This window comes from Streptomyces sp. NPDC057963 (assembly GCF_042887155.1).
Classification (GTDB): Bacteria; Actinomycetota; Actinomycetes; order Streptomycetales; family Streptomycetaceae; genus Streptomyces.
This window is the reverse complement of sequence record NZ_JBHVPX010000011.1, coordinates 251,385-274,274: the sequence shown is the minus strand read 5'-3', so window position 1 is coordinate 274,274 and position 22,890 is coordinate 251,385. Positions and strand designations below refer to the sequence as shown.

Here is a 22,890-nt window from a genome sequence, read left to right as displayed (position 1 = left end):
GTCACTGATGGATGGACCATCCATGCCGGAAGCCTCGGCCGGGTTCACCCCGCCCACTCCCCCGTCCGCCGTCTCCCCCGCCGCTCCCCCCACACCCCCGATCCCGCTGACCGAGCTGCTCGCCCGTGAGGAGCTCCGGCTGCGCCGGATCGCGGGTCCGGCCGAGGCGGATCTGCTGTGGGTGCACACCTCGGAGATGGCCGACCCGTACCCGTATCTGCTCGGCGGTGAGCTGCTGCTGAGCGCCGGGGTGCTGCTCAAGGACCCGGACGCCTATGTGGCCCGGCTGAGGGAGGCAGGGGCCGCGGCGCTCGGTTTCGGGGTGACGCCGGTGTTCGACACGGTGCCGCAGGCGTTGATCGAGGCGTGCGACCGGCAGGGTCTGCCACTGGTGGAGGTGCCGCCCGAGACACCGTTCACGGCGATCGCGCGGGCGGTGTGGCGGCTGATGGCCGAGGCCCGGCACCGCGAGCTGCGCCGGGTGACCCGGGCGCAGCAGGCCCTGGCCACGGCGGCGGCCCGGCCCGACCCGGTCCCCGCGGTGCTGCACCAGCTGGCGGCCCAGCTGGGCGGCCGGGCGGTGCTGCTCGCCGCGGACGGGGAGGAGCTGCACACAGCGGGCCGCCGCCCGGCCCCCGACGTCGGCGCGGCGCTGGCCCGGCTCACCCGGGTGGTCTGCGCCGTGACGCGCCCCGCGCCGACGTCCGCCACCGACACGGTGCGCGACGCGCACCTGTCCGCGTACGCGCTGGGCGGCGGCCAGGGCCTCGTCCTGGCACTGGCGACGGACCGGCGCGAGGCGGGCGACCACACCATCGCCGGGGTGGCGGTCGTGCTGCTCTCCCTGCTGGCCGCCCCGCACCAGGGCGCGGACGCGGCGGGCCGGTCCGCGGCCCTCGTACGGCTGCTGCTGGGCGCGGACCCGCAGGACGTCGCCCCGCTGCTCGGAGGCGCCGAGCGGTGGACGGTGGTGCACGCCCGCCGCAGCGGCGACGGCCCGGTGGACCCGCTGACCGCCGGAGCGCTGGGCGCCGCCCTCGGATCGGCCCTGGTCGACGCGGGCCGGGGCGGCGACGCCGTCCGGGTGCTGGTCCCCGGCGACGACCGGATCACCCCGCAGCCCGGCTGGACGCTCGGCGCCTCCGCCCCCGCCCCCATCACCGCCCTCGACCTCGCCGACGGCCAGGCGTCCCGCGCCCTGGGCCGTGCGGCGGCCACCCGCACCCCGCTGGCCCACCACCACGCCGGCCCCGGCCTCGGCCTGACCGCTCTGATCCCGCCCGACCAGGCGGAGGCCCACGCCCGCGCCCTCCTCGCCCCGCTCACCGATCCCCTGGCCGAGACCCTGCGCTGCTGGCTGAGCCTGCACGGCAGCTGGGACCGCACGGCCACGGCCCTCCAGGTCCACCGCAACACGGTCCGCCAGCGCATCGCCCGGTGCACGGCACTGCTGGACGTGGACCTGGACGACATGGACGTACGGACGGAGCTGTGGTTCGCGCTGCGGCAACGGTGACGGGCGGGATGGGGCGCGGCGGGTCGGGGTGCGGCGGGTCGGGGTGCGGATGTGCCGCTATCGCAGGCCGAGGCAGGGCAGCCAGTCGCGTGAGGTGCCGTGGGTGACGGTGAGGAGGACGCTCAGGGCGCCCGGGGCTCCGTCGAGCAGGGAGGTCCGCGCGCCCGGGGCTCTCCCGGGCGGGGTGGTCCGGGGGCCGCCGGAGGCGAGGGCCTCCGGCAGCCGGTGGTTCAGGTGCTCGACCAGGCGGGCGCTGAGCGTCGCCGCGGCCGGCAGGCGGGCCCACCGGTGGAAGGCGTCCGCCACCGCCAGCACGCCCGCGGCTCCGTGGCACAGTCCGAGCCGGTCCGTCAGGGGATCGCCGAAGAGGTGGAAGTCCTCGTCGTACCGCTGCGCGAGGGTGGTGAACGCGGCCGCCGCCCAGTCGGCCGTCGCCCGGTCCCCCAGCGCGTCGGACGCGTCCCACAGCGCCCAGGTGATGCCGGGGGAGCCGTAGCACCACGCCTGGCGGGCCCGTGCCCCGGCGGGCGGCGGGCCGTCGAGCCCGGCGCCCTCCCAGCTCCGGACGGACCGGGCGTCGTCGAAGGACTGCCGCACCAGCCAGTGGGCGGCGTGGCGCAGGGGGGTCAGCAGCCGCGGGCGCGGCCCGACGCGGCGGACCGCGGCGGTGAGCCCGGCGGTGAGCCCGGCCACGCCGTGGCCCATCCCGGTGTTCACCCGGCCCAGAAGCGGGTGGCCGGGGTACTGGCCGGTGCGCAGCCGGCGCAGGTCCCCGCTGTCGCAGAGCACGGCCAAGTGCTCGGCGAACGGCCGGAGTTGGCCGCGTGTGGGCTGCGGCGTACCGGCGCAGAGCGCGAGGAGCGTGCCGGACGGTCCGCTGATGAGGTCGTAGTCGGGCAGGCCCACGTCCGCCGTCCGCCAGGGGCGCGTCGAGGCCCTGTCCAGCAGGTGGTCGCGGAGCCGGTCGGCGGCGCGGTGCAGCACGGGGTGGATGCGGGCGCCCAGTCGCAGGCCGACGAGGGTTCCGGCCAGCCCGCCGTCGTACAGGCCGTTGTGGCAGGGTCCGCGGCCGACGGTCCGCGCCCACGCGGCCACCGCGCGTCCGGCGGTCACCACCGCGGCCGGGTCGTTCGTCTCCGCGACCACGGAGGCCAGTACCGGAATGCCCGGGTCGGGCGTCGCGCCCCCGGTATCCGGGAAGCTGTCGAGGAGTTGGAGGGAAATGTCGAGAGCCGGACGGTGCGGGGCGTGGCCGTGCGGGGTCATCGGGCCTCCGGATCGGGGAGCCGCCCGGAAAGAGTCCGGGGCGGCCTTCGGGGTGGGAAGCCACCCGGAAAGGGTTCGCGGCGGCCTCCGGGGCGGGAAGCCATCCGGACCGGTCCGGGTGACTCCGTTCAACTCGGCAGTGGACGTGTCACGTCCACCTGTGCGCGGTTGGCCGCCCCGGCAACGCCCTCACGGGGTGCGGGCGTTGCCGGGGACTTCTTGGTGAGCGCGACGGCAGCGGCTGCCGCCAGTTCCTCGGCGGTACGGTCGAAGGGCAGCCTGAGCATGACCTCGGCGGCCACCGGCGCGCCCCGGTGCAGGGCGTCGCGGCCGCCGGGCACATCGCGACGGGCAGGGGTACGGAGATCGGCGCCGGGTTCGGCGGGACCGGTACCGGGTTCGGCGGGACCGGTGCCGTTCCGGGGCCGGGCCATGTCAGTCCACCGTCCCGTACCCGGCGAGGGCCTCGGTGACCAGGCTCTGCCGCGCATGCGAGAGCCGTCCCCGGTTCCAGTGGAAGATCACGGCGTGGGCGGCGGCCCGGCGCGGGCCGCGCACCGCGTCACCGGACTCGAAGTAGCCGGTGCGCCAGCGGTCCGCGGCCCTGCGCACCGCCTCGCCATGGAGCTCCTGCGCCGCGCGCCGGTCCTCGGGCACATCTTCGAACAGTCGCGCGCGAGGCCGCTCCCAGTAGTCCCGGATGCCCTGGGCCGCCAGGCGGAGCCCGGCGTCCCGAAGACCGTCGTCGAGACCACGTCCGGTGTCCGTGCGCACCGCCTCCCAGACACCGCGGTGTTCCCAGCCGACGATGTGCAATCCGTCGAACATCTCGCGCAGCAGGGCCAGCGAGAACTGCCAGTCGGCCGGGGCCTGTTCGCCTCCTCCCGCGCTCAGGGCGTGGTGGTCGAGCCAGGCCAGCGAGTCCGCCGTGAACACCCCGTGCACCCACGGCATGGAGGCGGGGCCGCCGAAGAGGTAGGACTCCGGCTCGTACACCGCGCACACCGGCGGTGCGGTGAGCCCGTCGAACTCCGTGAGACGGCCGAGGAGTTCGACCCGCAGCCCGACGGCGTCGTCCGCCCCGGCCTCCTGGAAGCGCATGCGCAGCCCCGGCGGCTTGTGCATGAAGAAGAAGGCGTGTGCGGTGTGCGCGTCGAGGAGGTCGCGCGCCGTGTCGGCGATCCAGGCGTACAGGCGCGGCCACGCACTCGACCGCGGGGCCAGGTTCACCTGTACCCAGCTCGCCTCCGGGTGCTCCACCCTCACCATGGGACCTCCGTGTGTCGTGTGTGCCCGGCTGTCCGGCGGTCTGTCCGGCGGTCTGTCCGGCGGTCTGTCCGACTGCCTTGCCGGCTCGCCGGCCTGCTCATGGCAGGGCGTCCCGCGGACCGCGGAGTGCTGCCGCGGAATCGCTCGGACATCGGGAGAAGCCCTTGGTTCGCTCTGTGTCGCCTGCGGAATCACGGGACGCGCGAGGTGCCCGCAGCGCCTGTCGGTCGATCGGGTGCACCGAGCCGGGCGGGAATCGCCCCGCCCTCTGGCACAGGCACCCTCCCGGTCCCTCATTCAGCTCATTTCCCGCTTTCGCACCAGCTGAAAGGTATATAGCAATTAGTCACATTATGAACGGGTGTGCGCTTGGCGCGGCCCTTGAGGAAAACGCGCAGCCGTCCGCGCCGTCGCACGGACGAGTGGTCACGGTCACCTCTGATGCGACCCGGCGTGAAGCGAAAGGCCGTCCCGCAGTCCGCGAGATCCGGAGTGAGCGGCGTGGGACATCAAGCCGACGAGGGTCGTCCGTCGCCTACAACTCAGGTACCAGACAAGGGGTGTTGCGTCACGCCAAGGATGGAGGGGAAGTGCAGCCCGGCGGGGGATCCGCGCGCATGGCCGGTTCCTGAAAGATCTTCCCTGTCCGAACATGCGACCGGAAGGAACGATATTATGCACAGACGACGTCTCGCGCCCCTGTTGGCCGTGAGTATCACGGCAACGCTGGCTCCCGCGCTCGCCACCTCGACGGCCACCGCCGCTCCGGCCGCCACCCCGTCGACCGCCTCCTCGTCCCCCGCCACGGGCGCGCTGAACCGGTATGTGAAGCAGAAGCCCCGGTGGAAGCGGTGCGAAGCCGCCGCTCCGGCGGAGTTCGAGTGCGCCACGATCAAGGTTCCACTGGACTACCGGGCACCCGGGGGCAAGCAAATCGACTTAGCCATATCCCGGATCAGGAGCACCGCGCCCGACAAACGGCGCGGTGTCCTGTTCTCCAACCCCGGCGGCCCGGGGGGACAGGGGCTCTACATGCCGCTGTCGATGCAGGAGCAACTCCCCAAATCCGCACAGCAGAAGTACGACCTCATCGGCTTCGACCCGCGCGGTGTGGGACGGAGCAGCCCGGTCTCCTGCGGTCTGGAGCCGGAGGAGGAGAACTGGCTGCGGCCGTACAAGGAGAAGACGTTCGACAAGGACGTCGCCTGGGCACGCGACGTCGCGAAGAAGTGCAAGGAGAAAGCGGGCGACACGCTCCCGCACATCACCACGCGCAACACCGTGCGCGACATGGATCTGCTCCGGGCGGTCCTCGGTGAGAAGAAGATCTCGTACGTGGGTTACTCGTACGGCACCTACCTGGGCGCCGTCTACACCCAGCTCTTCCCGGGCCGGGCCGACCGGTTCGTGCTGGACAGCGCGGTCGATCCGGCGCGCGCCTGGCGGGGGATGATCCAGTGGTGGGCGGAGGGTGCCGAGCCCGCGTTCGACCGGTGGACCGGGTGGGCCGCCGAGCGTTCGGAGAAGTACGGCCTCGGTAAGACTCCGAAGCAGGTCGACCGGACCTTCTGGGACCTGGTCGCGCAGGCCGACGAGAAGCCCATCGAGGTAGAGGGACAGCCGACCACCGGTGATGACATCCGGAGCGGTATGCGCGGGGCGGTCTTCAGCCCGAAGGAGGCCACCGAGGCGATCGTGGAGCTGAAGAAGGCCGCGGCCGGCGAGCCCGCCTCCGCGAAGAGGCTCGGGGCGTTCGCCGGATCCGAGGGAACCGGGACGGCAGGCGCCGCCGCCGGTGCCGCCGCCGGTGCCGCCGAGATCCCGTCCGACAACTCCACGGCGAGCTTCTGGGCCGTGGTGTGCGGCGACAACTCGGCCGCATGGTCCCGCGATCCTGAGAGCTACCGGCGGGACGCCATCGAGGACAAGGGCCGCTACCCGCTCTACGGTGACTTCGCGTCCAGCATCAAGCCCTGTGCGTTCTGGGACAAGTCCGTGGAACCGGCGACCAAGGTGAACAACAAGGTCGGCTCCCTGGTCGTCCAGAACGAGTGGGACTCGCAGACCCCGCTGCCCAGCGGTCAGGCCCTGCACGCCGACCTGAAGGGCTCGAAAATGGTCACCGTCCTCGGCGGCGAGGGCCATGGCGTCTACCCGAACGGCAACGCCTGCACGGACGGCACGGTCAACAACTACCTGCTCACCGGGAAGCTCCCGGCGAAGGACGTGACCTGCAAGGCGACGGCCGAATCGAACGCGGAGGCACGGAAGAACCAGAAGCGGGACGTGCTCCCCGGGTCGCCGCTCCCGGAGCGTGCCCCGGACCGTTTCTGAGCCCGGCCGCACGGCCCATGACCGCATGACCCGTTGAAGATGGGGCGGGACCTCCCGGCGGGATCCCGCCGGGAGGTCTCTGTGGCCGGTATGCAGGAGCCGCAGGCCTCCGCCGGCGGGGATTGAGGCGCGCAAACTATCGCCGCCCGGCCGGTCCCGGCACTGAGCAGGAGGCGCTCTCTAGGAGGCGCGGGTCTGTCCGGCGTTGACTGCGGCGTCCGGCGCCACGCCGTGTGCGTGCTCCTCTCCCCACTGCCGGGCATCCGATTTGGGCCGGGGGATGAGGAAGGTCGCCAGCAGTCCGAGTGCCAGCAGCACGGCGCAGGTACAGCCGTTGATCCGGATCGCGTGGGACATGGCATCACGAGCGGCGTCAGCGGCGGATGCCGTCTGCGGGTTCTCGCTCAGCCCGGAGATCATCGCGCCGGCGCTGTCGGAGACCACCGAGGACAGTTGGTCCGCTCCGGATGCGGGCGTTCCCTGCTTGACAAGCCGATCCGACAGATCGGAGGCCAGCGCCGTGAAGAACGTCGACGTCAGAATCGCGATGCCGAGTGCGGAGCCGAGTTGGCGCGCGGCACTCTGGATTCCGGATCCCTGGCCGGCCTGCTGCGGCGGTACGTCCGCCAGGACGACGTTGGTGACCTGCGCAGTGGCGAAACCGACCCCCATGCCGTACAGGAACAGGGCGGTTCCGATGACCCACCACGGGGAGTCGCTGCCGGCCAGCAGACCGAACATCAACAGACCGATGGCCTCAAGGACCAGGCCGATCCGGACCAGGCCGACAGGACCGGCCTTCTCGGCCATGCCGAAGCTCGCGCCGCTCGCGAAGAAACTGCCGATCGCGACGACGAAGACCAGCAGCCCGGTCTGGACCGCGGAATACCCCAGGGTGTACTGGAGCCACAGAGGCAGCACGGCGAGCATGCCGAACTCCGCCAACGCGATGACGAGCGTCGCGATATTGCCCGTACTGAAGGACTTGATGCCGAACAGCGAGGTGTCCATCAGCGGCGCCGTACCGTTCTTCCGAGTCAACCGCACCTGCAGGAACAGGAAGAGCAGGAGGCATGCCACTGCGATGACCAGGGCGACCGGGATGACCGACAGATTCACCCCGTCCCCGAAGGGACCGAAGTTCTTCCGCGGCTCCCACCACCCGTAGTTGCGTCCCTCGATCAGTCCGAACGCGAGAAGTCCCAGGCCCAGCACCGACAGCGCTCCGCCGGCAGCGTCGATCCTTCCTGGCTGCCGAGGGGACTTCTGCAGGAACTTCATGACGCCGACAAGGATCAGCAGTACGACGACGATGTTGATGCCGAAGGCCCACCGCCAGGAGTAGTCGGCGAGCCAGCCGCCCAGCAGCGGTCCGACCGCGGCGGCCGCTCCGATCGTGGATCCCCAGATGGCGAAGGCCTTGCCGCGGTCCGGACCCCGGAAGGTCATGTTGAGCAGAGCCAGCGACGTCGGCATGATGATCGCGCCGCCGATACCCTGCGCGAGTCGGCCGGCGATCAGTAGATCCCCGGTGGGCGACAGCGCTGCGGCGATGCTGGCCAGTCCGAAGATCACGGTTCCGATCAGGAACAGCCTGCGCGCTCCCAGGATGTCCGAGAAGCGGCCCATCACCAGCAGCAGAGCGGCCAGAACGATCGCGTAGGACTCCTGGATCCACTGGGCACCGAAAGCCGAGATCCCCAGGTCATCGATGATCGGCGGCATCACCACATTGACGATGGTGAAGTCCACGACCACCAGCGAGACACCGAGGGAAATGGCGACCAAGCCCAACCAGGCGTCCCGGTCGGTCGGTGAGGGCCGAGCTGGATTCTCGGACACTGCGTTCCTCCGCTCTGTTCGATGCAACGCACCCGGATCGGTCGCCGAGGGCGAGGTACTGGGGTTGGCGGGGACGCGTCCCGCCCCCGAGCCAGTGGCACCTTGACAGCAGAAGAGGACGTACTTTGACCTCTACTGACACCAATCCGGAGGGCAATCCGTGATCGCCAACCGAACGCTGGAACTTCTCAGTCTGCTTCAGGCCCAGAAGGAGTGGACCGGCAACGGTCTGGCCGAGCGGCTGGGCGTGTCCCCGCGGACCGTCCGGCGCGATATCAATCGGCTGCGCGAACTGGGTTACCCCGTCACGGCGACGAAAGGCCCTTCCGGCTATTACCGGTTGTCCCGCGGAGCGCGACTGCCTCCGCTGATAGTCGACGACGAGCAGGCCATCGCCATCGCGCTGGCCCTCCAGACGGCGCCGGCCTCGGTGACCGGCATGGGGGACGCCACGAAGCGTGCGCTGAACTCCATCAAGGAGCTCCTGCCGCCCCACCTGGCCCGCCGGCTTGCGACCTTCTCGATCGAACAGATCGAGAACGCCTGGGAGCTTGCCCCGCCCCAGGTCGATCCCGCACTGCTGGTGCAACTGAGCGCCGCCGCGCAACAACGTGAGCTGGTGAGGTTCTCCTACCGTTCCATCAACCTCGACTCGGTGGAGGACAGCGAGGTCCTGGCCGAACCCCACCGGCTCGTCGTCTGGTCCGGACGCTGGTACATGGTGGCTTACGACCAGCACAGGGACTCCTGGCATACCTACCGGCTCGACCGCATCAGAGATCTGGTCCCCACCGCTTGGCGATTCGGCCGGCGGGACGTTCCCGGAGCGGACATCACCCGCTTCGTCCAGGGCCAGCCCGATCGTGGAGATACCGCAGACACCTGGCCCTGCTGGGGCACCGTCCTGATGGAGTGCCCCGCGACGCTGGTGGCGAAATGGGCTCCGGGCGCGGCGAGTTTCGAAGCGATCGACGAGCGGATCACCCGGATTCAGATGGGAGCGTGGTCGTGGTCGGCGCTCATCGGCTTCCTGGTCACCTTCGACTGCCGTTTCACCGTCGAAGGCCCGCCCGAACTCGCCGAAGCGGCCCGCAAAGTGATCGGCCGCCTCGACGTCGAGATACCCCTGACCGGCGAGCACTCGGGGCCGTCAGCCGGAATCCCCTCCTGACAAGCCGTATCTCAACCGAACGTGATGGTCTGATTCCTACCGGTCAGGCATGGTTTCCTTCGGGGTGAGGGAGGGTTTCGGCGTCCTGTTTTCGCTTGATCGTCGTGGGGGGGCGTGCCGCTTACGGCCCTGTACCTGCAACGTATGAGGCAGCCATGCCTCTGATCAGGCGATCGCGCCGGGCGCCCGTTCGCGCCGGAGTGCCGCACCTCCCCGAGCGGGCTTCGAGCGCCCTGTATCTGCGCCTGTCTGCGCAGGTCACAGCCGTGCCAGGCTGCCGGTGACCAGGGACAGAGCCCTGATCACTGTCAGGAGAAGAGGTCTCCGTCATGAACCGCATCGCCGCGCTCGCCGTCACCTCGATCGCCTTGGCCCTGGGGGTCGGAACCGGGCCCGCCACCGCCGTGGCCACCGAGAACACCGCCGTGAAGAACATGAAGAGCACCACCGTGAAGAGCACCGGCGCGAACGCCGCCGTCGGGAGCTCCCGCGCTTCCTACAACTGCAGCCCTGGTTACTTCTGTATCTACAGCGACTGGAACGGAGGTGGTACCCGCTGCCAGTGGTCGGACAAGCAGCGGGCGAATACCGCCGACAACTGCTCCTTCATCCAGCGGGGCCAGAACGTCCGCTCCGTGTGGAACGCGACCGGACATCGCGTGCAGTACTACACCCAGACCAACTACAACGCCCGGGTCGGCTCCACCGCCGCCGGAAAGGGCGGCAACCTCCAGGGGAATTACCAGATCCGCTCGTTCAAGCCCCAGTAGACAGCAGCGGAGAAGGCACCAGGAGCCCTTCCCGGCCGGCGGCCGGGAAGGGCTCCTGCGCGTCCACGGCCGGAACACCGGTCGGACCGCCGACCGAACCGCCGACCGGAATGCCGACCGTAGCGCCGACCGGACCGCCGGGGCGGGCGTGCTGAGCATCACCCTGGACAGCGCCGATGACTGCCGGGTAACTTTTGATCAGGACTGAGCAAGCGCTTAGCCAACCTGGCCGAAGCTCGCCCGAAGCCGATCGCAGCTGACCAAGGAGGCACCCCCGTGCGCCGTACGGTATTCAACGAGGACCACGAGGCGTTCCGGGAGACCATCCGCGCCTTCATCGAGGCCGAGGTCGCCCCCGTCTACGACGAGTGGTTCGCGGCGGGCCAGGTGCCCCGCGACTTCTACTACAAGCTCGCCGACCTGGGCATATTCGGCATCGAGGTGCCGGAGGAGTACGGCGGCGCCGGGGTCGAGTCGTTCAAGTTCGAGGCGATCATCTCCGAGGAGTGCGCCCGCGCGGCCGTGAACTTCGGCGGCTCCGGTGTGCACGTGCTGCTCTGCCTGCCGTACATCAAGGCGTACGCCACCGAGGAGCAGAAGAAGCGCTGGCTGCCGGACTTCGTCAGCGGCCGGACGATGTACGCCATCGCCATGACCGAGCCGGGCACCGGTTCCGACCTGGCCGGCATGAAGACCACCGCCAAGCTCTCCGAGGACGGCACGCACTACGTCCTCAACGGCGCCAAGACGTTCATCACCGGTGGCGTCCACGCCGACCGGGTCATCGTCTGCGCCCGTACGGACGCGCCCAAGGCGGACGACCGCCGGCACGGCATCTCCCTCCTCGTCGTCGACACCAAGGCCGAGGGCTACTCGGTCGGCCGCAAGCTCGACAAGCTGGGGCTGCGCACCTCCGACACCGCCGAGCTGGCGTTCGTCGATGTGAAGGTGCCGGTCGATGACCTCCTCGGCGAGGAGAACAAGGGCTTCTCCTACCTCGGCCAGAACCTGCCGCAGGAGCGCCTCGGCATCGCCGTCGGCGCGTACGCGCAGGCCAAGGCCGCCGTCCGGTTCGCCCAGACCTACGTGCAGGAGCGCACCGTCTTCGGCAAGACCGTCGCGTCGTTCCAGAACACCAAGTTCGAGCTGGCCGCCTGCCAGGCCGAGGTGGATGCCGCCGAGGCCGTCTGCGACCGCGCCATCGAGGCCCTCGACGCCGGGGAGCTGACCCCCGCCGAGGCCGCCTCCGCGAAGCTGTTCTGCACCGAGGTCGCGCACCGCGTCATCGACCGCTGCCTCCAGCTGCACGGCGGCTACGGCTACATGAACGAGTACCCGATCGCCCGCCTCTACGCCGACAACCGGGTCAACCGCATCTACGGCGGTACCAGCGAGGTCATGAAGTCGATCATCGCCAAGTCCATGGGCCTGTAGAGCGGTTACGTTCCCTCCATGAGCTCAGCACTTGAATCCCTGCTCGATCTGCTCGACCTGGAGCAGATCGAGCGGGACATCTTCCGGGGTACGAGCCGTTCGGCGGTCGTTCCCCGTGTCTTCGGCGGCCAGGTCGCGGCCCAGGCCCTGGTCGCCGCGGGCCGTACCGTCCCCGCCGCGCGCACGGCCCACTCCCTGCACTCCTACTTCCTGCGGATGGGCGACCCGGGCGCACCGATCGTCTACAGCGTCGACCGCATCCGGGACGGCCGGTCCTTCACCACCCGCCGGGTCGTGGCTGTCCAGCACGGCCAGCCGATCTTCCATCTGTCGGCGTCCTTCCAGACGTACGAGGAGGGCCTGGAGCACCAGGCGGCCATGCCGCCCGCGCCGGACCCGGAGACGCTGCCCACGGCCGCCGAGATGCTGCCCCGGTACGCGGACCGCTTCAGCGATCCGGGGGTCGTGGACCGGCTGATCGAGGCGCGGGCCGCGGTCGATCTGCGGTACGTGGACGCCCCGCCCTTCGGCACGGTCGGCGAGCCGCGCGAGCCCCGTTCCCAGGTGTGGTTCCGCACCAACGGCAAGCTCGCGGACGACCCGCTGCTGCACGTCTGCATGGCGACGTACGTCTCCGACATGACGCTGCTCGACTCGGTGCTCCTCGCCCATGGGCGCGGAGGCTGGACGGTCGGCGACGTGGTCGGGGCGAGCCTGGACCACGCGATGTGGTTCCACCGGCCGTTCCGGGCCGACGAGTGGCTGCTGTACGACCAGGAGTCGCCGTCCGCGTCCGGCGGGCGCGGGCTCGGCCAGGCCCGCATCTACACGCAGGACGGCCGGCTGGCGATCACCGTCATCCAGGAGGGCGTGGTCCGCGTCCCCCGGGACTGACCGGAGAGCGGTACCCGTCCGTCCGCCGGGTCGGCCCGGTCCCGGCCCGGCGCCGGGCGGCGGTTCCGCGGCCGCCCGGCGGGTGAGCGGCCGGAGCCGCACCGGCAGCGCACCGCCCCAATGACGTCAGCTCAGCGCACCGGTGACGTCAGCGCACCGCCCCGGTGGCGTCAGAGCAGCCCCGCCGCGTCCAGCAGATAGTCCGTCAGCGGGTCGTAGAACCGCGGGTCCAGCACATGGTCGTCCAGCGGCACGGCCACCTGGAGCGTCCCCTCCGCCTCGCCGAGGAAGAGCGCCGGGTCGTTGCAGTCCGCGTACCCCACCGCGTCCAGCCCGCGCTGCGCGGCGCACCCCGCCCATCCGTGGTCGGCGACCACCAGGTCCGGCAGCGGCCGGCCCTCCCGCTCCAGACCGTCCAGGATCGCGGCCATCGGGGCGGGCGAGTGCGTGTGCCAGAGCGTCGCGCCGCGCTCCTGCACCGCGACGTCCGCGAACTGGAACACCATGCCCTCGTCGGCCACCAGCCCCGAGGGGATCCGGACGATCTCGCACCCGGCGGCCCGCAGCGCCTGCGCGGTCTGCCGGTGCACGTCGAGGAGCCCTCCCGGGTGCCCGGTCGCGAACAGCACGCGCTGCGCGCCCTCCGCCGCCTTCCGCAGCCGCGCCGCCATCCGGTCCAGGGCGTCGACCGTCAGCTCCGGGTCGATGGTGTCCTGGCCGAACCGGTGCTCCGGGTCGTCGCTGACCCCGCAGCGCTCGGCCATCACGGCCAGCACGTCCTGCTCGTCGCGCCACCGGTCCCCGAGCTCCAGGCCCAGCCAGTAGTGACGGTCGCCGTTGGCGAGCTTGCGGTAGTGGGAGAGATTGTTGTCGCGGGGTGTGGCGACGTCTCCGGCGATGCGCGTACGGACGAGGTGTTCCACGAGGGCGGCACGGCTGGGTATCGGCATGAACCCATTGTGCCGTCAGGTGTGCGCAGTGTGCCGGGTGTCCTGCGGGACGGCCGGCCCCGTCCGGACCGGCCGCCCGCTCAGGGAAGCCGGGTCGAGTACGTGATCTTGTCCAGGTGGTAGTACGTGGCGACGCAGGCCGCCGGCCACGGCCTCTTGCCGTGGCCGCCGAACGGCTCCCCCATCCCGCTGACCGACACCGGTGTGTACGGAAGCACCCGGGCGCCCTTGGCCGCCTGTCCCCTCAGCCACCGGTCCTGCCGGTCCCAGTGCTGGGCGCGCACGTCCATCTGCCGTTCCAGCTGGAGCAGCGGGACGGCGAGACCGGCACAGGCCGCGGCGCACGCGACTGCGGCGGCCACCGCCGTCGCCGCGCGGATCCCCCGCCTGCCGCCCCGCAGCGCCCGTCCCAGCAGGGCCCCGACGCCGACCAGGAGCAGCACGAGCAGCAGGAGGAAGTCGCCCCAGATCCGCGACGCGGTCACCACGCTCGCCCCGAAGGCGGGGTGGGCGACGACGATGCAGAGGTAGCCGGAGACCAGGAAGGCGAGGAACCCGGCAAGGACCAGAAGGAGGGGCTTGCGGCGCAGGGACCCCTCCGGCCCGTCCGTTCCGCGCCCGCCTCCGCGCACCAGCAGGCCCAGCAGCACACCCACGGCGACCGCTCCCAGGTACTGCCAGGTCGTGAAGATCGTCCCCAGGATGTGCCCGAACTCCCGCAGCGCCGTGGTCAGCGCCTCCGGACCGAACATGGAGGAGCTGTCGGCGCCGAACCGTTCACGCCGGGCGCGTGCGCCGGGCGACACGTACAGGATGGCCGTCCCGACGGCGACCCCGGCGAAGGCGACCACGCACCAGACGCGGGTACGGGTCCGGCCGGCCCCGGGAAGGGCCCACCGGCTGATCAGCAGGGCGGTGGCGAGCACGACGAACGCGACGACCGCCGTCTCCTCCGACAGGGTGCCGATGAAGATCCCCGCCAGATACGCGACGCCCAGCGCGAAGGCGCGCCCCCGCCGCGTCCGTGCGCGCAGCAGGGGGATCACGGCGGCGCAGGCCAGCACCGGTGCGACGGTGTGCGAGACGGAGGAGGCGGGCCAGTAGAACGCCTTGTACGGGTTGGGCGACGCGAAGAAGAAGAGCACCGCCGTCGTCGCGCCCACCAGCAGCGCGAGCCCGCGTGGCGCGGTCAGCCCGGCTTTCTTGAGCGCGGAGGCGATCAGCGCCCAGAGGATGCCCAGCATGAGCACCCCGCTGACCAGCGCGAACCATTGGTGGCCCGGGACGCCGAAGGCCCCGTACGCGATGACGAGCAGCGCGTTGGCGATGCGTCCGTTGTCGTGGAGGAAGAACTTCCCGATCATGCCGGAGGCGCCGTCGTCCCGGATGACCGGGAGGAAGCACCAGTCGTCCCCTCCCGGGCGGACCAGCCGGCCGGCCCAGAAGGCCGCGCCGAGCAGGGTGAGCGGCAGCAGGGCGAGGCCCGCCGTCCCGATCGTCGCCCACCGCCGCGCGGGGCCCGGCCGGGCTTGCGGCCGGGGGGATTCCTCGCTCCCCGCCTGGGTGCCGGCGGATTTCGACGTGTCCGTGGTCATGTGCACTGGTGCCCTTCGTACGTTGCTCGCGTCTTGCGCGCCAAGAGGTTCAGGCGGTGTGAGGTCACGGTGTGGTGTGTCCGGTGTGGGGTCACGGTGTGGTGTGTCCGGCACTGCTCTCGGCCGGGCCGGCACCCTGCCGGGCCAGGGCGGCACCGGAGTCGATGGCCCAGCGGGCGAGCAGGAACGAGAAGGGGGTGGCGAGGATCCCCGCGGCCACGGCGGCGATGTTCTTGTCCATGCCCAGCCTGCTCACGCCGAGGTAGAGCAGGACGCCGGTGAGGACGAGATTGACGACGCTCGACAGCGGATACCGGACGAATGCATGCCAGGTCGGCTTCGTCCGGCAGGTGATGTAGGAGTTGAGCAGGAACGAGCCCACGATGCTGACCGTGTATCCGATGACGTGCGCGGCCAGGTAGGGAATCCAGGTGTTCAGCGAGACGTACACCCCGAGATATACCGCCGTGTTGACGATTCCGATCATCCCGAAAGCGATGAACTGGCGCACGGTGCGGAACCGGGACGCGCCGAGCGCGGTCGACCCGGTGCGTCCCGCCGGTGGCCTCCTGGCCGCGGGACCGGACGGACCCGAATGGCCCTCTGCCGGAATGTCGACCGGTACCGCCTTCGGGGATTCGCTCGTCTCGCGCACCACATAGTGCGGGCGGCGTTTCGCTTCGTAATAGATGCGTCCCACGTATTCGCCGATGACACCGAGCGTGGCGAGCTGGATTCCACCGAGTGCCACGACGGCGGTCAGCAGGGTGGTGTAGCCGGGTACGGCGACACCGTGGAGCACGACGCCGGCGATGGTCCACAGGGCGTATCCCAGCGCCGCCAGCGCGAGCCCGAGGCCGATGTGGATGGCCAGCCGCAGCGGACGGCTGTTGAAGGAGATGAGCCCGTCGATCCCGTAGTTGAGCAGGCGTCTGCCGCCCCATTTCGAACGTCCCGCCGCGCGCTGGGTGTTCCGGTAGGTGAAGCCGACGGTGTCGAAGCCGATCCAGGAGAAGATCCCCTTGGAGAACCGGTTGGTCTCGGGCAGCGCGAGCACGGCGTCGACGGCGGTGCGCGACAGTAGCCTGAAGTCGCCCTCGCCGTCGACGACCTCGACGTCCATGCACCGGCCCATGGCCCGGTAGTAGAGGGCGCTGAGAAGGGTGCGCAGGACTCCGTCCCCCACGCGGTCGCGCCGCGCGACGACCTGGTCGTAGCCGTGCTGGCGCAGCTCCAGCATGCGGGGCAGCAGTTCGGGCGGGTGCTGGAGGTCGGCGTCCATGAGGACGACGGCGTCGCCGCGGGACATGCGCAGTCCCGCGAGCATGGCGGCCTCCTTGCCGAAATTACGGCTGAAGGAGGTGTAGCGGACCCGTCGGTCCGCGGTGGCGAGTGAACCGATCCGGAGCCTGGTCCGGTCGCTGCTGCCGTCGTCGACATAACAGATCTCGAAGGTCCGCCGAGTCGGTTCGAGGGCGGAGATCAACGCACGGTGGAATACCTCGATGACCTCGTCCTCATTGAAACAGGGGACAACGATCGAAACCTGACATGTTTTCATTTAAATTCCCCATCAGGCGTGGGCGAGACAGCTCAAACCATATGCCTGGGGGCCACTCGACACTGCGACCGACGGAGCTCGTCGAGGAAAAGGAAAGGGAATATGGGGAAGCACCTCGCCCTTCTCGCATCAATTCATATATTCACGGCCGGGCGGGGAACGCGGACGCACCCGCCGGGCACGCCCTACGGACGGGCCGCCGCCTCGAACGCCCCGCGGGCCAGCCGGTGCAGCAGCGCCGCCGTGCCGGCGCGGTCCGGCTGTGCACCCGGACGGCCCAGGTGAGGAGTCGAGTTCAGCAGCCCGAAGACGGCGTGGACGGCCGCGCGGGCCTCGTGCTCGGGCAGGTCCGGATACAGCTCGCGGACGACCTCCACCCACACCTCGACGTACTGCCGCTGGAGCTGGCGGACCCGCTTGCGGTCGGCGTCCCGGAGACGGTCCAGCTCGCGGTCGTGGAGGGTGATCAGGGGGCGGTCGTCGAGGGCGAAGTCGATGTGGCCCTCGATGAGCGCGTCGAGCAACGCCTGCGGCGAACCGTCCCCACGGGCCGCGTCCTCCGACACACGCAGCTGCCCGCCCGCCAGCAGCCGCTCACTGATGCCGACCAGCAGCTCGGCGAGCATCGCGTCCTTGCCGGGGAAGTGCCGGTAGAGACCGGGGCCGCTGATGCCGACGGCGGCGCCTATCTCGTCGACGCCGACGCCGTGGAAGCCGCGCTCGGCGAAGAGGCGGGCGGCCTCTCTGAGGATCTGCTCGCGGCGGGTGGGAGCGTCCGTCCTGGTGGTCATGGATTCGATTCTAGACAGTCGGGTTAGCGAGCGTTAACCCAAGCGCGGCCGGGCGGCGGCCGCAGCAGCGCGGGGCGACCGCCCCGGGAGCGCGTGGCGTCACAGGCGCGCGTGGCGTCACAGGCGCGCGTGGCGTCACAGGCGCGCGTGGCGCTCGATGTCCTCTCCGAACTCCGTGAGCGCCTGGTCGGTGAGCGTGGGACGGGTGTCGGCGATGGCGGCGAGGTAGTCCTCGGTGCCGGCCGGAGCACCCTTGCGGTCGGCGACTTCGCGTTCGAACGCGGCGTGGGAGCCCTTGCGGGCGGCGAACTCGATGTCGGCCGGCGTGAACATCTCACTCGCCGACACCAGCCGGTGCAGCTCGACGCGGTCGGCGGCCGCGCCGAGGTAGCGCCGCCAGATCGCCGCTCGGGCCACCGGGTCGGGGGGACCGACCGGGATGACGTAGTCGAACCGGCCGTGGCGCAGGAATGCCGGGTCGAGGGAGCGGACGGAGTTGGTGGCGCAGATCAGCAGGCGGTCGTCGTGGTCACGGAAACCGGGAATCAGTTTGAGCAGTTCATTGGTGACTCCGTGACTGGGGTCGACGGCCCGGCCGGACCGGACGCCGGCGATCTCCTCGACCTCGTCGATGAACAGCAGAACGGATTCCAGCTCCGCCAGATCGGCGAACGCGTCCCGCAGCGAGGCGGCCGGGCCACCGGCGGAACCCGCCGCGAGCCGGGAGGGGAAGAGCTCCACGAACGGCCAGGCCAGCCGGGAGGCGACGGCCTTGGCGAAACTGGTCTTTCCGGTGCCCGGGGGGCCGAACAGGACGACCGCCTTCGGCGGCGTCACCGCGTACCGGTCGGCCAGCACGGGCTCGGCCAGCGGCAGCACGATCCGCCGCTCGATGGCCTCCTTCTCCCGCTCCATGCCCGCGAGGGCACTCCAGAGCCCCTGCGGCAGCACCCTCCCGCCGAGTTCCGCAAGCAGACCCGCGTCGCTCGCGCCGAGATGCTCGACCTTCTCGTAGAAGGTCAATCCGTCACGTGCGTGGTAGCCGGAGTTCTCCAGTGCTGCGCAGCCGACCACCCCCGGAGCGAGCAGCGCACCGATCCGGCGTATCCCCTGGGTGTGCAGGCGCCGCTCGATCTCGGCGATCAGGGCGCTCCCGATCCCGCGGTTGCGCCACATCCTCGCGAGCGCCACCAGCGTGATCCAGGCCCGCTCGCCCTGGGCCTGCGCCACCGCCATACCCACCGGCTCGTCGCCGACCACCGCGACGACCGCGGTCCCGCCGCTCCGGGCCGCGGCCATGACCTCGGAGACGGGGAACACGGGAGGCGTGTCGTCCGCCTGCCGGTCCTGATCCCAGATCTGGATCGCCCGGTCCAAGTCGTCGTCACGGAAGTCCCGCAATCGCCACGTCGGCATCATCGCCACCTTGTCAGCAGGCCGCCCCCGCCCCGCCGCCGCCCAGATCGCGGACCGCCCGGCCGCCCCGCCCGCTTCCGGCCCTCCTCATTCTCCGCGCCGATCGGACACCCGTCGACCGGTCGGGCAGGCGCCCGCCCCTCGGGGAAGCCCCGGCGGCCGACAGCATCCCCCGCCTCCCCGCCCCTTCTCTCCCGCCTCCCGGCCTCCCGGCCCCCGCCTCCTGTGCGACACGCCCGCCCGCCGCCCGCCGCAGCACCGCACGCGACGGCCGAGCGGCCTGGACAAGCCTGTTAGCGGTCGTTAACCTTGAGGCAGACGTTAACGGTCATTAACAACTGCGGTACGGGCAAGGGGGCTCGACAGGATGCAGCAGGCACCGGTGCTGGCGAGCGCGGCCGATCCCGCCTCCGAGGCCTGGCAGGCCAACGAGGCGGCGCATCACGCGCTCGCCGACGAGCTGCGCACGCGGCTCGCCACGGCCAGGCTCGGCGGAGGTGAGAAGGCACGCGCCCGGCACGTGGCGCGCGGCAAGCTGCTGCCCAGGGACCGGGTGGACACCCTGCTCGATCCGGGTTCCCCGTTCCTGGAGCTGGCCCCGCTGGCCGCCGAGGGGCTGTACGGCGGCGCCGCCCCGGCGGCCGGGGTGATCGCCGGGATCGGCCGGGTCAGCGGCCGGGAGTGCGTGATCGTCGCCAATGACGCGACCGTCAAGGGCGGCACGTACTACCCGATGACCGTGAAGAAGCACCTGCGCGCCCAGGAGGTGGCGCTGGAGAACCGGCTCCCCTGCCTGTATCTCGTCGACTCGGGCGGCGCGTTCCTGCCGATGCAGGACGAGGTCTTCCCGGACCGGGAGCACTTCGGGCGGATCTTCTACAACCAGGCCAGGATGTCGGGGGCCGGCATCCCGCAGATCGCGGCCGTGCTGGGGTCGTGCACGGCGGGCGGGGCGTACGTCCCCGCGATGAGCGACGAGGCCGTGATCGTACGGAACCAGGGCACGATCTTCCTGGGCGGACCGCCGCTGGTGAAGGCCGCCACCGGCGAGGTCGTGACCGCCGAGGAGCTCGGCGGCGGCGAGGTGCACTCCCGTACGTCGGGGGTGACCGACCATCTCGCCGAGGACGACGCGCACGCGCTGCGGATCGTGCGGAACATCGTCGCCACCCTGCCGGACCGCGGGGCGCTCCCGTGGTCCGTGCAGTCGGCCGAGGAGCCGAAGGTCGATCCCGCCGGGCTGTACGGGGCCGTCCCGGTCGACTCCCGCACGCCGTACGACGTGCGCGAGGTGATCGCCCGGGTGGTGGACGGCTCGCGGTTCGCCGAGTTCAAGGCGGAGTACGGCACGACGCTGATCACCGGCTTCGCCCGTATCCACGGCCATCCGGTCGGGATCGTCGCCAACAACGGCATCCTGTTCTCCGAGTCCGCCCAGAAGGGCGCCCACTTCATCGAGCTGTGCGACCAGCGCGGCATCCCGCTGGTCTTCCTGCAGAACATCTCGGGCTTCATGGTGGGGCGGGACTACGAGGCCGGCGGCATCGCCAAGCACGGCGCCAAGATGGTGACGGCGGTCGCCTGCACCCGCGTGCCGAAGCTGACGGTGGTGGTCGGCGGGTCGTACGGGGCGGGCAACTACTCGATGTGCGGGCGCGCCTACTCCCCCCGCTTCCTGTGGATGTGGCCCAACGCCAAGATCTCCGTCATGGGCGGCGAGCAGGCCGCCTCCGTCCTCGCGACGGTCAAGCGCGACCAGTTGGGCGACGACTGGAGCGCGGCGGACGAGGAGGCCTTCAAGGCCCCGATCCGCGAGCAGTACGAGACCCAGGGCAACGCGTACTACGCCACGGCCCGGCTCTGGGACGACGGTGTGATCGACCCGATGGAGACCCGGCAGGTGCTGGGGCTCGCTCTGACCGCCTGCGCCAACGCCCCTCTGGGCGAACCCGGCTTCGGCGTCTTCCGGATGTGAGGAACAGATGACGATGTTCGACACCGTTCTTGTCGCCAATCGCGGCGAGATCGCGGTACGTGTCATCCGTACGCTGCGCGAGCTCGGCGTCCGCTCGGTCGCCGTGTTCAGCGACGCGGACGCGGACGCCCGGCACGTCCGGGAGGCCGACACGGCGGTACGGATCGGGCCCGCGCCCGCCTCGATGAGTTATCTGAGCGTGCCCGCGCTGCTGGACGCGGCCCGTCGCACCGGCGCGCAGGCCGTCCACCCCGGGTACGGGTTCCTCGCCGAGAACGCGGGGTTCGCGCGGGCGTGCGCGGAGGCGGGGCTGGTCTTCATCGGCCCGTCCGCCGACGCCATCGCGCTGATGGGCGACAAGATCCGGGCCAAGGAGACGGTCGCGGCGGCCGGTGTCCCGGTGGTGCCCGGCTCCTCGGGGAGCGGGCTCACCGATGCCCAACTGGGTGCAGCGGCCCGGGAGATCGGGACACCGGTGCTGCTGAAGCCCTCGGCGGGCGGCGGCGGCAAGGGCATGCGGCTGGTGCGCGACGAGACGCTGCTCGCGGACGAGATCGCGGCCGCCCGGCGCGAGGCGAGGGCCTCGTTCGGCGATGACACGCTGCTGGTGGAGCGGTGGATCGACCGGCCCCGGCACATCGAGATCCAGGTGCTCGCGGACACCCACGGCAACGTGGTCCACCTCGGCGAGCGCGAGTGCTCGCTCCAGCGCCGCCACCAGAAGATCATCGAGGAGGCGCCGTCCGTCCTGCTCGACGAGGAGACCCGGGCGGCGATGGGCGAGGCGGCCGTCCAGGCGGCCCGCTCCTGCGGATATGTGGGCGCGGGCACGGTGGAGTTCATCGTCCCGGGCAACGACCCCGCCTCGTACTACTTCATGGAGATGAACACCCGCCTCCAGGTCGAGCACCCGGTCACCGAGCTGATCACCGGCCTGGATCTGGTGGAGTGGCAGCTGAGGGTCGCGGCGGGCGAGCCGCTCCCTTACGGACAGCGGGACATCGGGCTCACCGGCCATGCGATCGAGGCCCGGATCTGCGCCGAGGACCCGTCCCGCGGCTTCCTGCCCTCCGGCGGCACGGTGCTCGCGCTGCGCGAGCCGCAGGGCAACGGCGTACGGACGGACTCCGGGCTCGCCGCGGGCGGCGAGGTCGGCAGCCTGTACGACCCGATGCTGTCGAAGGTCGTCGCGTACGGCCCCGACCGCGCCGCCGCCCTGCGCGGGCTGCGCGCGGCGCTCGCGGACACGGTGATCCTCGGCGTCCCGACGAACGCCGGCTTCCTGCGCCGGCTGCTCGCCCACCCGGCGGTGGTGGCGGGCGACCTGGACACCGGGCTGGTGGAGCGCGAGGTGGCCGGGCTGGTGCCGGAGGGGGTGCCGGAGGAGGTGTACGCGGCGGCGGCGCTGCTGCGGCAGTCGTCGCCCCCGGCGAGCGCCTCCCCCGTGGACGGCTCCGGCTGGGTGGACCCGTTCTCGATGGCGAGCGGCTGGCGGCTGGGCGGCACCCCGTCCCGTACGGTGCGCCACTTCCGGCTGCCGGGCCACGACCCCGTGCAGGTCTCGCTGCGCTCCTGCCCGGCGGGCGCCGAGCTGACGTTCGGCCATGTCGGGGAGGGCGCGCAGCCACCGGAGCCCGCGACGGGCCCCTGCGGCCCGCTGGCCCCGATGCCCGGCGGCAAGGAGACGGCCCGGCTGGTCGAGCTGTCCCCGCACCGCCTCACCCTCGAACTGGCCGGTGTCACGCACACGTTCGCCCATGCGGCGTCCCCGGAAGGGACCTGGCTGGGCCGTGACGGCGACACCTGGCACGTACAGGACCACGACCCCGTGGAGGCGTCGCTGGCCGGCGGCGGCCGGTCCGGGGCGGACACCCTCGCCGCGCCCATGCCCGGCACCGTCACCGTCGTGAAGGTGGCGGTCGGGGACGAGGTCGTGGCCGGGCAGAGCCTGCTCGTCGTCGAGGCGATGAAGATGGAGCACGTCATCTCCGCCCCGCACGCCGGGACCGTGACCGAGCTGGACGTGACCACCGGCGCCACGGTCGCCATGGACCAGATCCTGGCCGTGGTGGCTCCCGCCGACGCCCCCGGGGAGGACGCGTGACA

Annotated in this window: 17 protein-coding genes; 8 read left to right on the top strand and 9 right to left on the bottom strand. The window is 71.4% G+C overall.

Annotated elements, in window-relative coordinates; genetic code table 11:
* Positions 1–22 precede the first annotated feature (22 nt).
* Positions 23–1,516, top strand: a complete 1,494-nt coding sequence (locus ACFVT1_RS25875) for a PucR family transcriptional regulator (RefSeq protein WP_389799560.1) — start codon at positions 23–25, stop codon at positions 1,514–1,516.
* 57 nt (positions 1,517–1,573) lie between these two features.
* Here ACFVT1_RS25875 and ACFVT1_RS25870 read toward each other — a convergent pair whose 3' ends face one another.
* The 3 genes from ACFVT1_RS25870 to ACFVT1_RS25860 all read right to left on the bottom strand — a co-directional run bounded on the left by ACFVT1_RS25870 (position 1,574) and on the right by ACFVT1_RS25860 (position 4,051).
* Positions 1,574–2,782 carry a lanthionine synthetase LanC family protein gene (locus ACFVT1_RS25870; RefSeq protein ID WP_389799558.1) on the bottom strand — a complete coding sequence of 403 codons (1,209 nt, stop codon included), beginning with the start codon at positions 2,780–2,782 and terminating at the stop codon, positions 1,574–1,576.
* A gap of 128 nt (positions 2,783–2,910) precedes the next feature.
* Entirely contained in the window at positions 2,911–3,216 is a 306-nt protein-coding gene (locus tag ACFVT1_RS25865) for a hypothetical protein (protein WP_389799555.1), read from the bottom strand.
* A 1-nt stretch (position 3,217) separates the two neighbouring features.
* A complete protein-coding gene (locus tag ACFVT1_RS25860; RefSeq protein ID WP_389799553.1) occupies positions 3,218–4,051 on the bottom strand; it encodes a thiopeptide-type bacteriocin biosynthesis protein in 834 nt (277 codons plus the stop codon).
* A 675-nt stretch (positions 4,052–4,726) separates the two neighbouring features.
* On the opposite strand from ACFVT1_RS25860, the gene ACFVT1_RS25855 reads away from it, so the two are divergent.
* Entirely contained in the window at positions 4,727–6,385 is a 1,659-nt protein-coding gene (locus tag ACFVT1_RS25855; RefSeq protein ID WP_389799550.1) for an alpha/beta hydrolase, read from the top strand.
* A 180-nt stretch (positions 6,386–6,565) separates the two neighbouring features.
* Here ACFVT1_RS25855 and ACFVT1_RS25850 read toward each other — a convergent pair whose 3' ends face one another.
* Complete coding sequence (locus ACFVT1_RS25850) at positions 6,566–8,227, bottom strand: MFS transporter (RefSeq protein ID WP_389799548.1); 1,662 nt, start codon at positions 8,225–8,227, stop codon at positions 6,566–6,568.
* A gap of 160 nt (positions 8,228–8,387) precedes the next feature.
* On the opposite strand from ACFVT1_RS25850, the gene ACFVT1_RS25845 reads away from it, so the two are divergent.
* The 4 genes from ACFVT1_RS25845 (at position 8,388) to ACFVT1_RS25830 (ending at position 12,496) form a co-directional block, all read left to right on the top strand.
* Entirely contained in the window at positions 8,388–9,398 is a 1,011-nt protein-coding gene (locus ACFVT1_RS25845) for a helix-turn-helix transcriptional regulator (protein ID WP_389799547.1), read from the top strand.
* Positions 9,399–9,727: 329 nt separating this feature from the next.
* The gene (locus ACFVT1_RS25840; RefSeq protein ID WP_389799545.1) at positions 9,728–10,168 is read left to right on the top strand and encodes a peptidase inhibitor family I36 protein; all 441 of its coding nucleotides are present in this window, start codon (positions 9,728–9,730) and stop codon (positions 10,166–10,168) included.
* A gap of 276 nt (positions 10,169–10,444) precedes the next feature.
* Complete coding sequence (locus tag ACFVT1_RS25835; RefSeq protein WP_389799543.1) at positions 10,445–11,602, top strand: acyl-CoA dehydrogenase family protein; 1,158 nt, start codon at positions 10,445–10,447, stop codon at positions 11,600–11,602.
* Between the two features lie 18 nt (positions 11,603–11,620).
* Positions 11,621–12,496, top strand: a complete 876-nt coding sequence (locus tag ACFVT1_RS25830; RefSeq protein ID WP_389799542.1) for an acyl-CoA thioesterase — start codon at positions 11,621–11,623, stop codon at positions 12,494–12,496.
* Positions 12,497–12,666: 170 nt separating this feature from the next.
* On the opposite strand, the gene ACFVT1_RS25825 is transcribed toward ACFVT1_RS25830, so the two are convergent.
* From ACFVT1_RS25825 to ACFVT1_RS25805, 5 genes are all read right to left on the bottom strand, one after another.
* Entirely contained in the window at positions 12,667–13,446 is a 780-nt protein-coding gene (locus ACFVT1_RS25825) for a phosphatase (RefSeq protein WP_389799540.1), read from the bottom strand.
* Between the two features lie 80 nt (positions 13,447–13,526).
* Positions 13,527–15,041 carry a DUF6056 family protein gene (locus tag ACFVT1_RS25820; RefSeq protein ID WP_389799539.1) on the bottom strand — a complete coding sequence of 505 codons (1,515 nt, stop codon included), beginning with the start codon at positions 15,039–15,041 and terminating at the stop codon, positions 13,527–13,529.
* Between the two features lie 91 nt (positions 15,042–15,132).
* Positions 15,133–16,602, bottom strand: coding sequence for a glycosyltransferase (locus tag ACFVT1_RS25815; protein WP_389799538.1), 1,470 nt, complete (start codon positions 16,600–16,602; stop codon positions 15,133–15,135).
* 185 nt (positions 16,603–16,787) lie between these two features.
* Complete coding sequence (locus ACFVT1_RS25810; RefSeq protein ID WP_389799535.1) at positions 16,788–17,393, bottom strand: TetR/AcrR family transcriptional regulator; 606 nt, start codon at positions 17,391–17,393, stop codon at positions 16,788–16,790.
* A gap of 135 nt (positions 17,394–17,528) precedes the next feature.
* The gene (locus ACFVT1_RS25805) at positions 17,529–18,809 is read right to left on the bottom strand and encodes an ATP-binding protein (RefSeq protein WP_389799532.1); all 1,281 of its coding nucleotides are present in this window, start codon (positions 18,807–18,809) and stop codon (positions 17,529–17,531) included.
* 367 nt (positions 18,810–19,176) lie between these two features.
* Here ACFVT1_RS25805 and ACFVT1_RS25800 point away from each other — a divergent pair, with 367 nt between their 5' ends.
* Positions 19,177–20,784, top strand: a complete 1,608-nt coding sequence (locus tag ACFVT1_RS25800; protein WP_389799530.1) for a carboxyl transferase domain-containing protein — start codon at positions 19,177–19,179, stop codon at positions 20,782–20,784.
* A gap of 13 nt (positions 20,785–20,797) precedes the next feature.
* Positions 20,798–22,888, top strand: coding sequence for a biotin carboxylase N-terminal domain-containing protein (locus ACFVT1_RS25795; protein ID WP_389799718.1), 2,091 nt, complete (start codon positions 20,798–20,800; stop codon positions 22,886–22,888).
* Positions 22,889–22,890 lie beyond the last annotated feature (2 nt).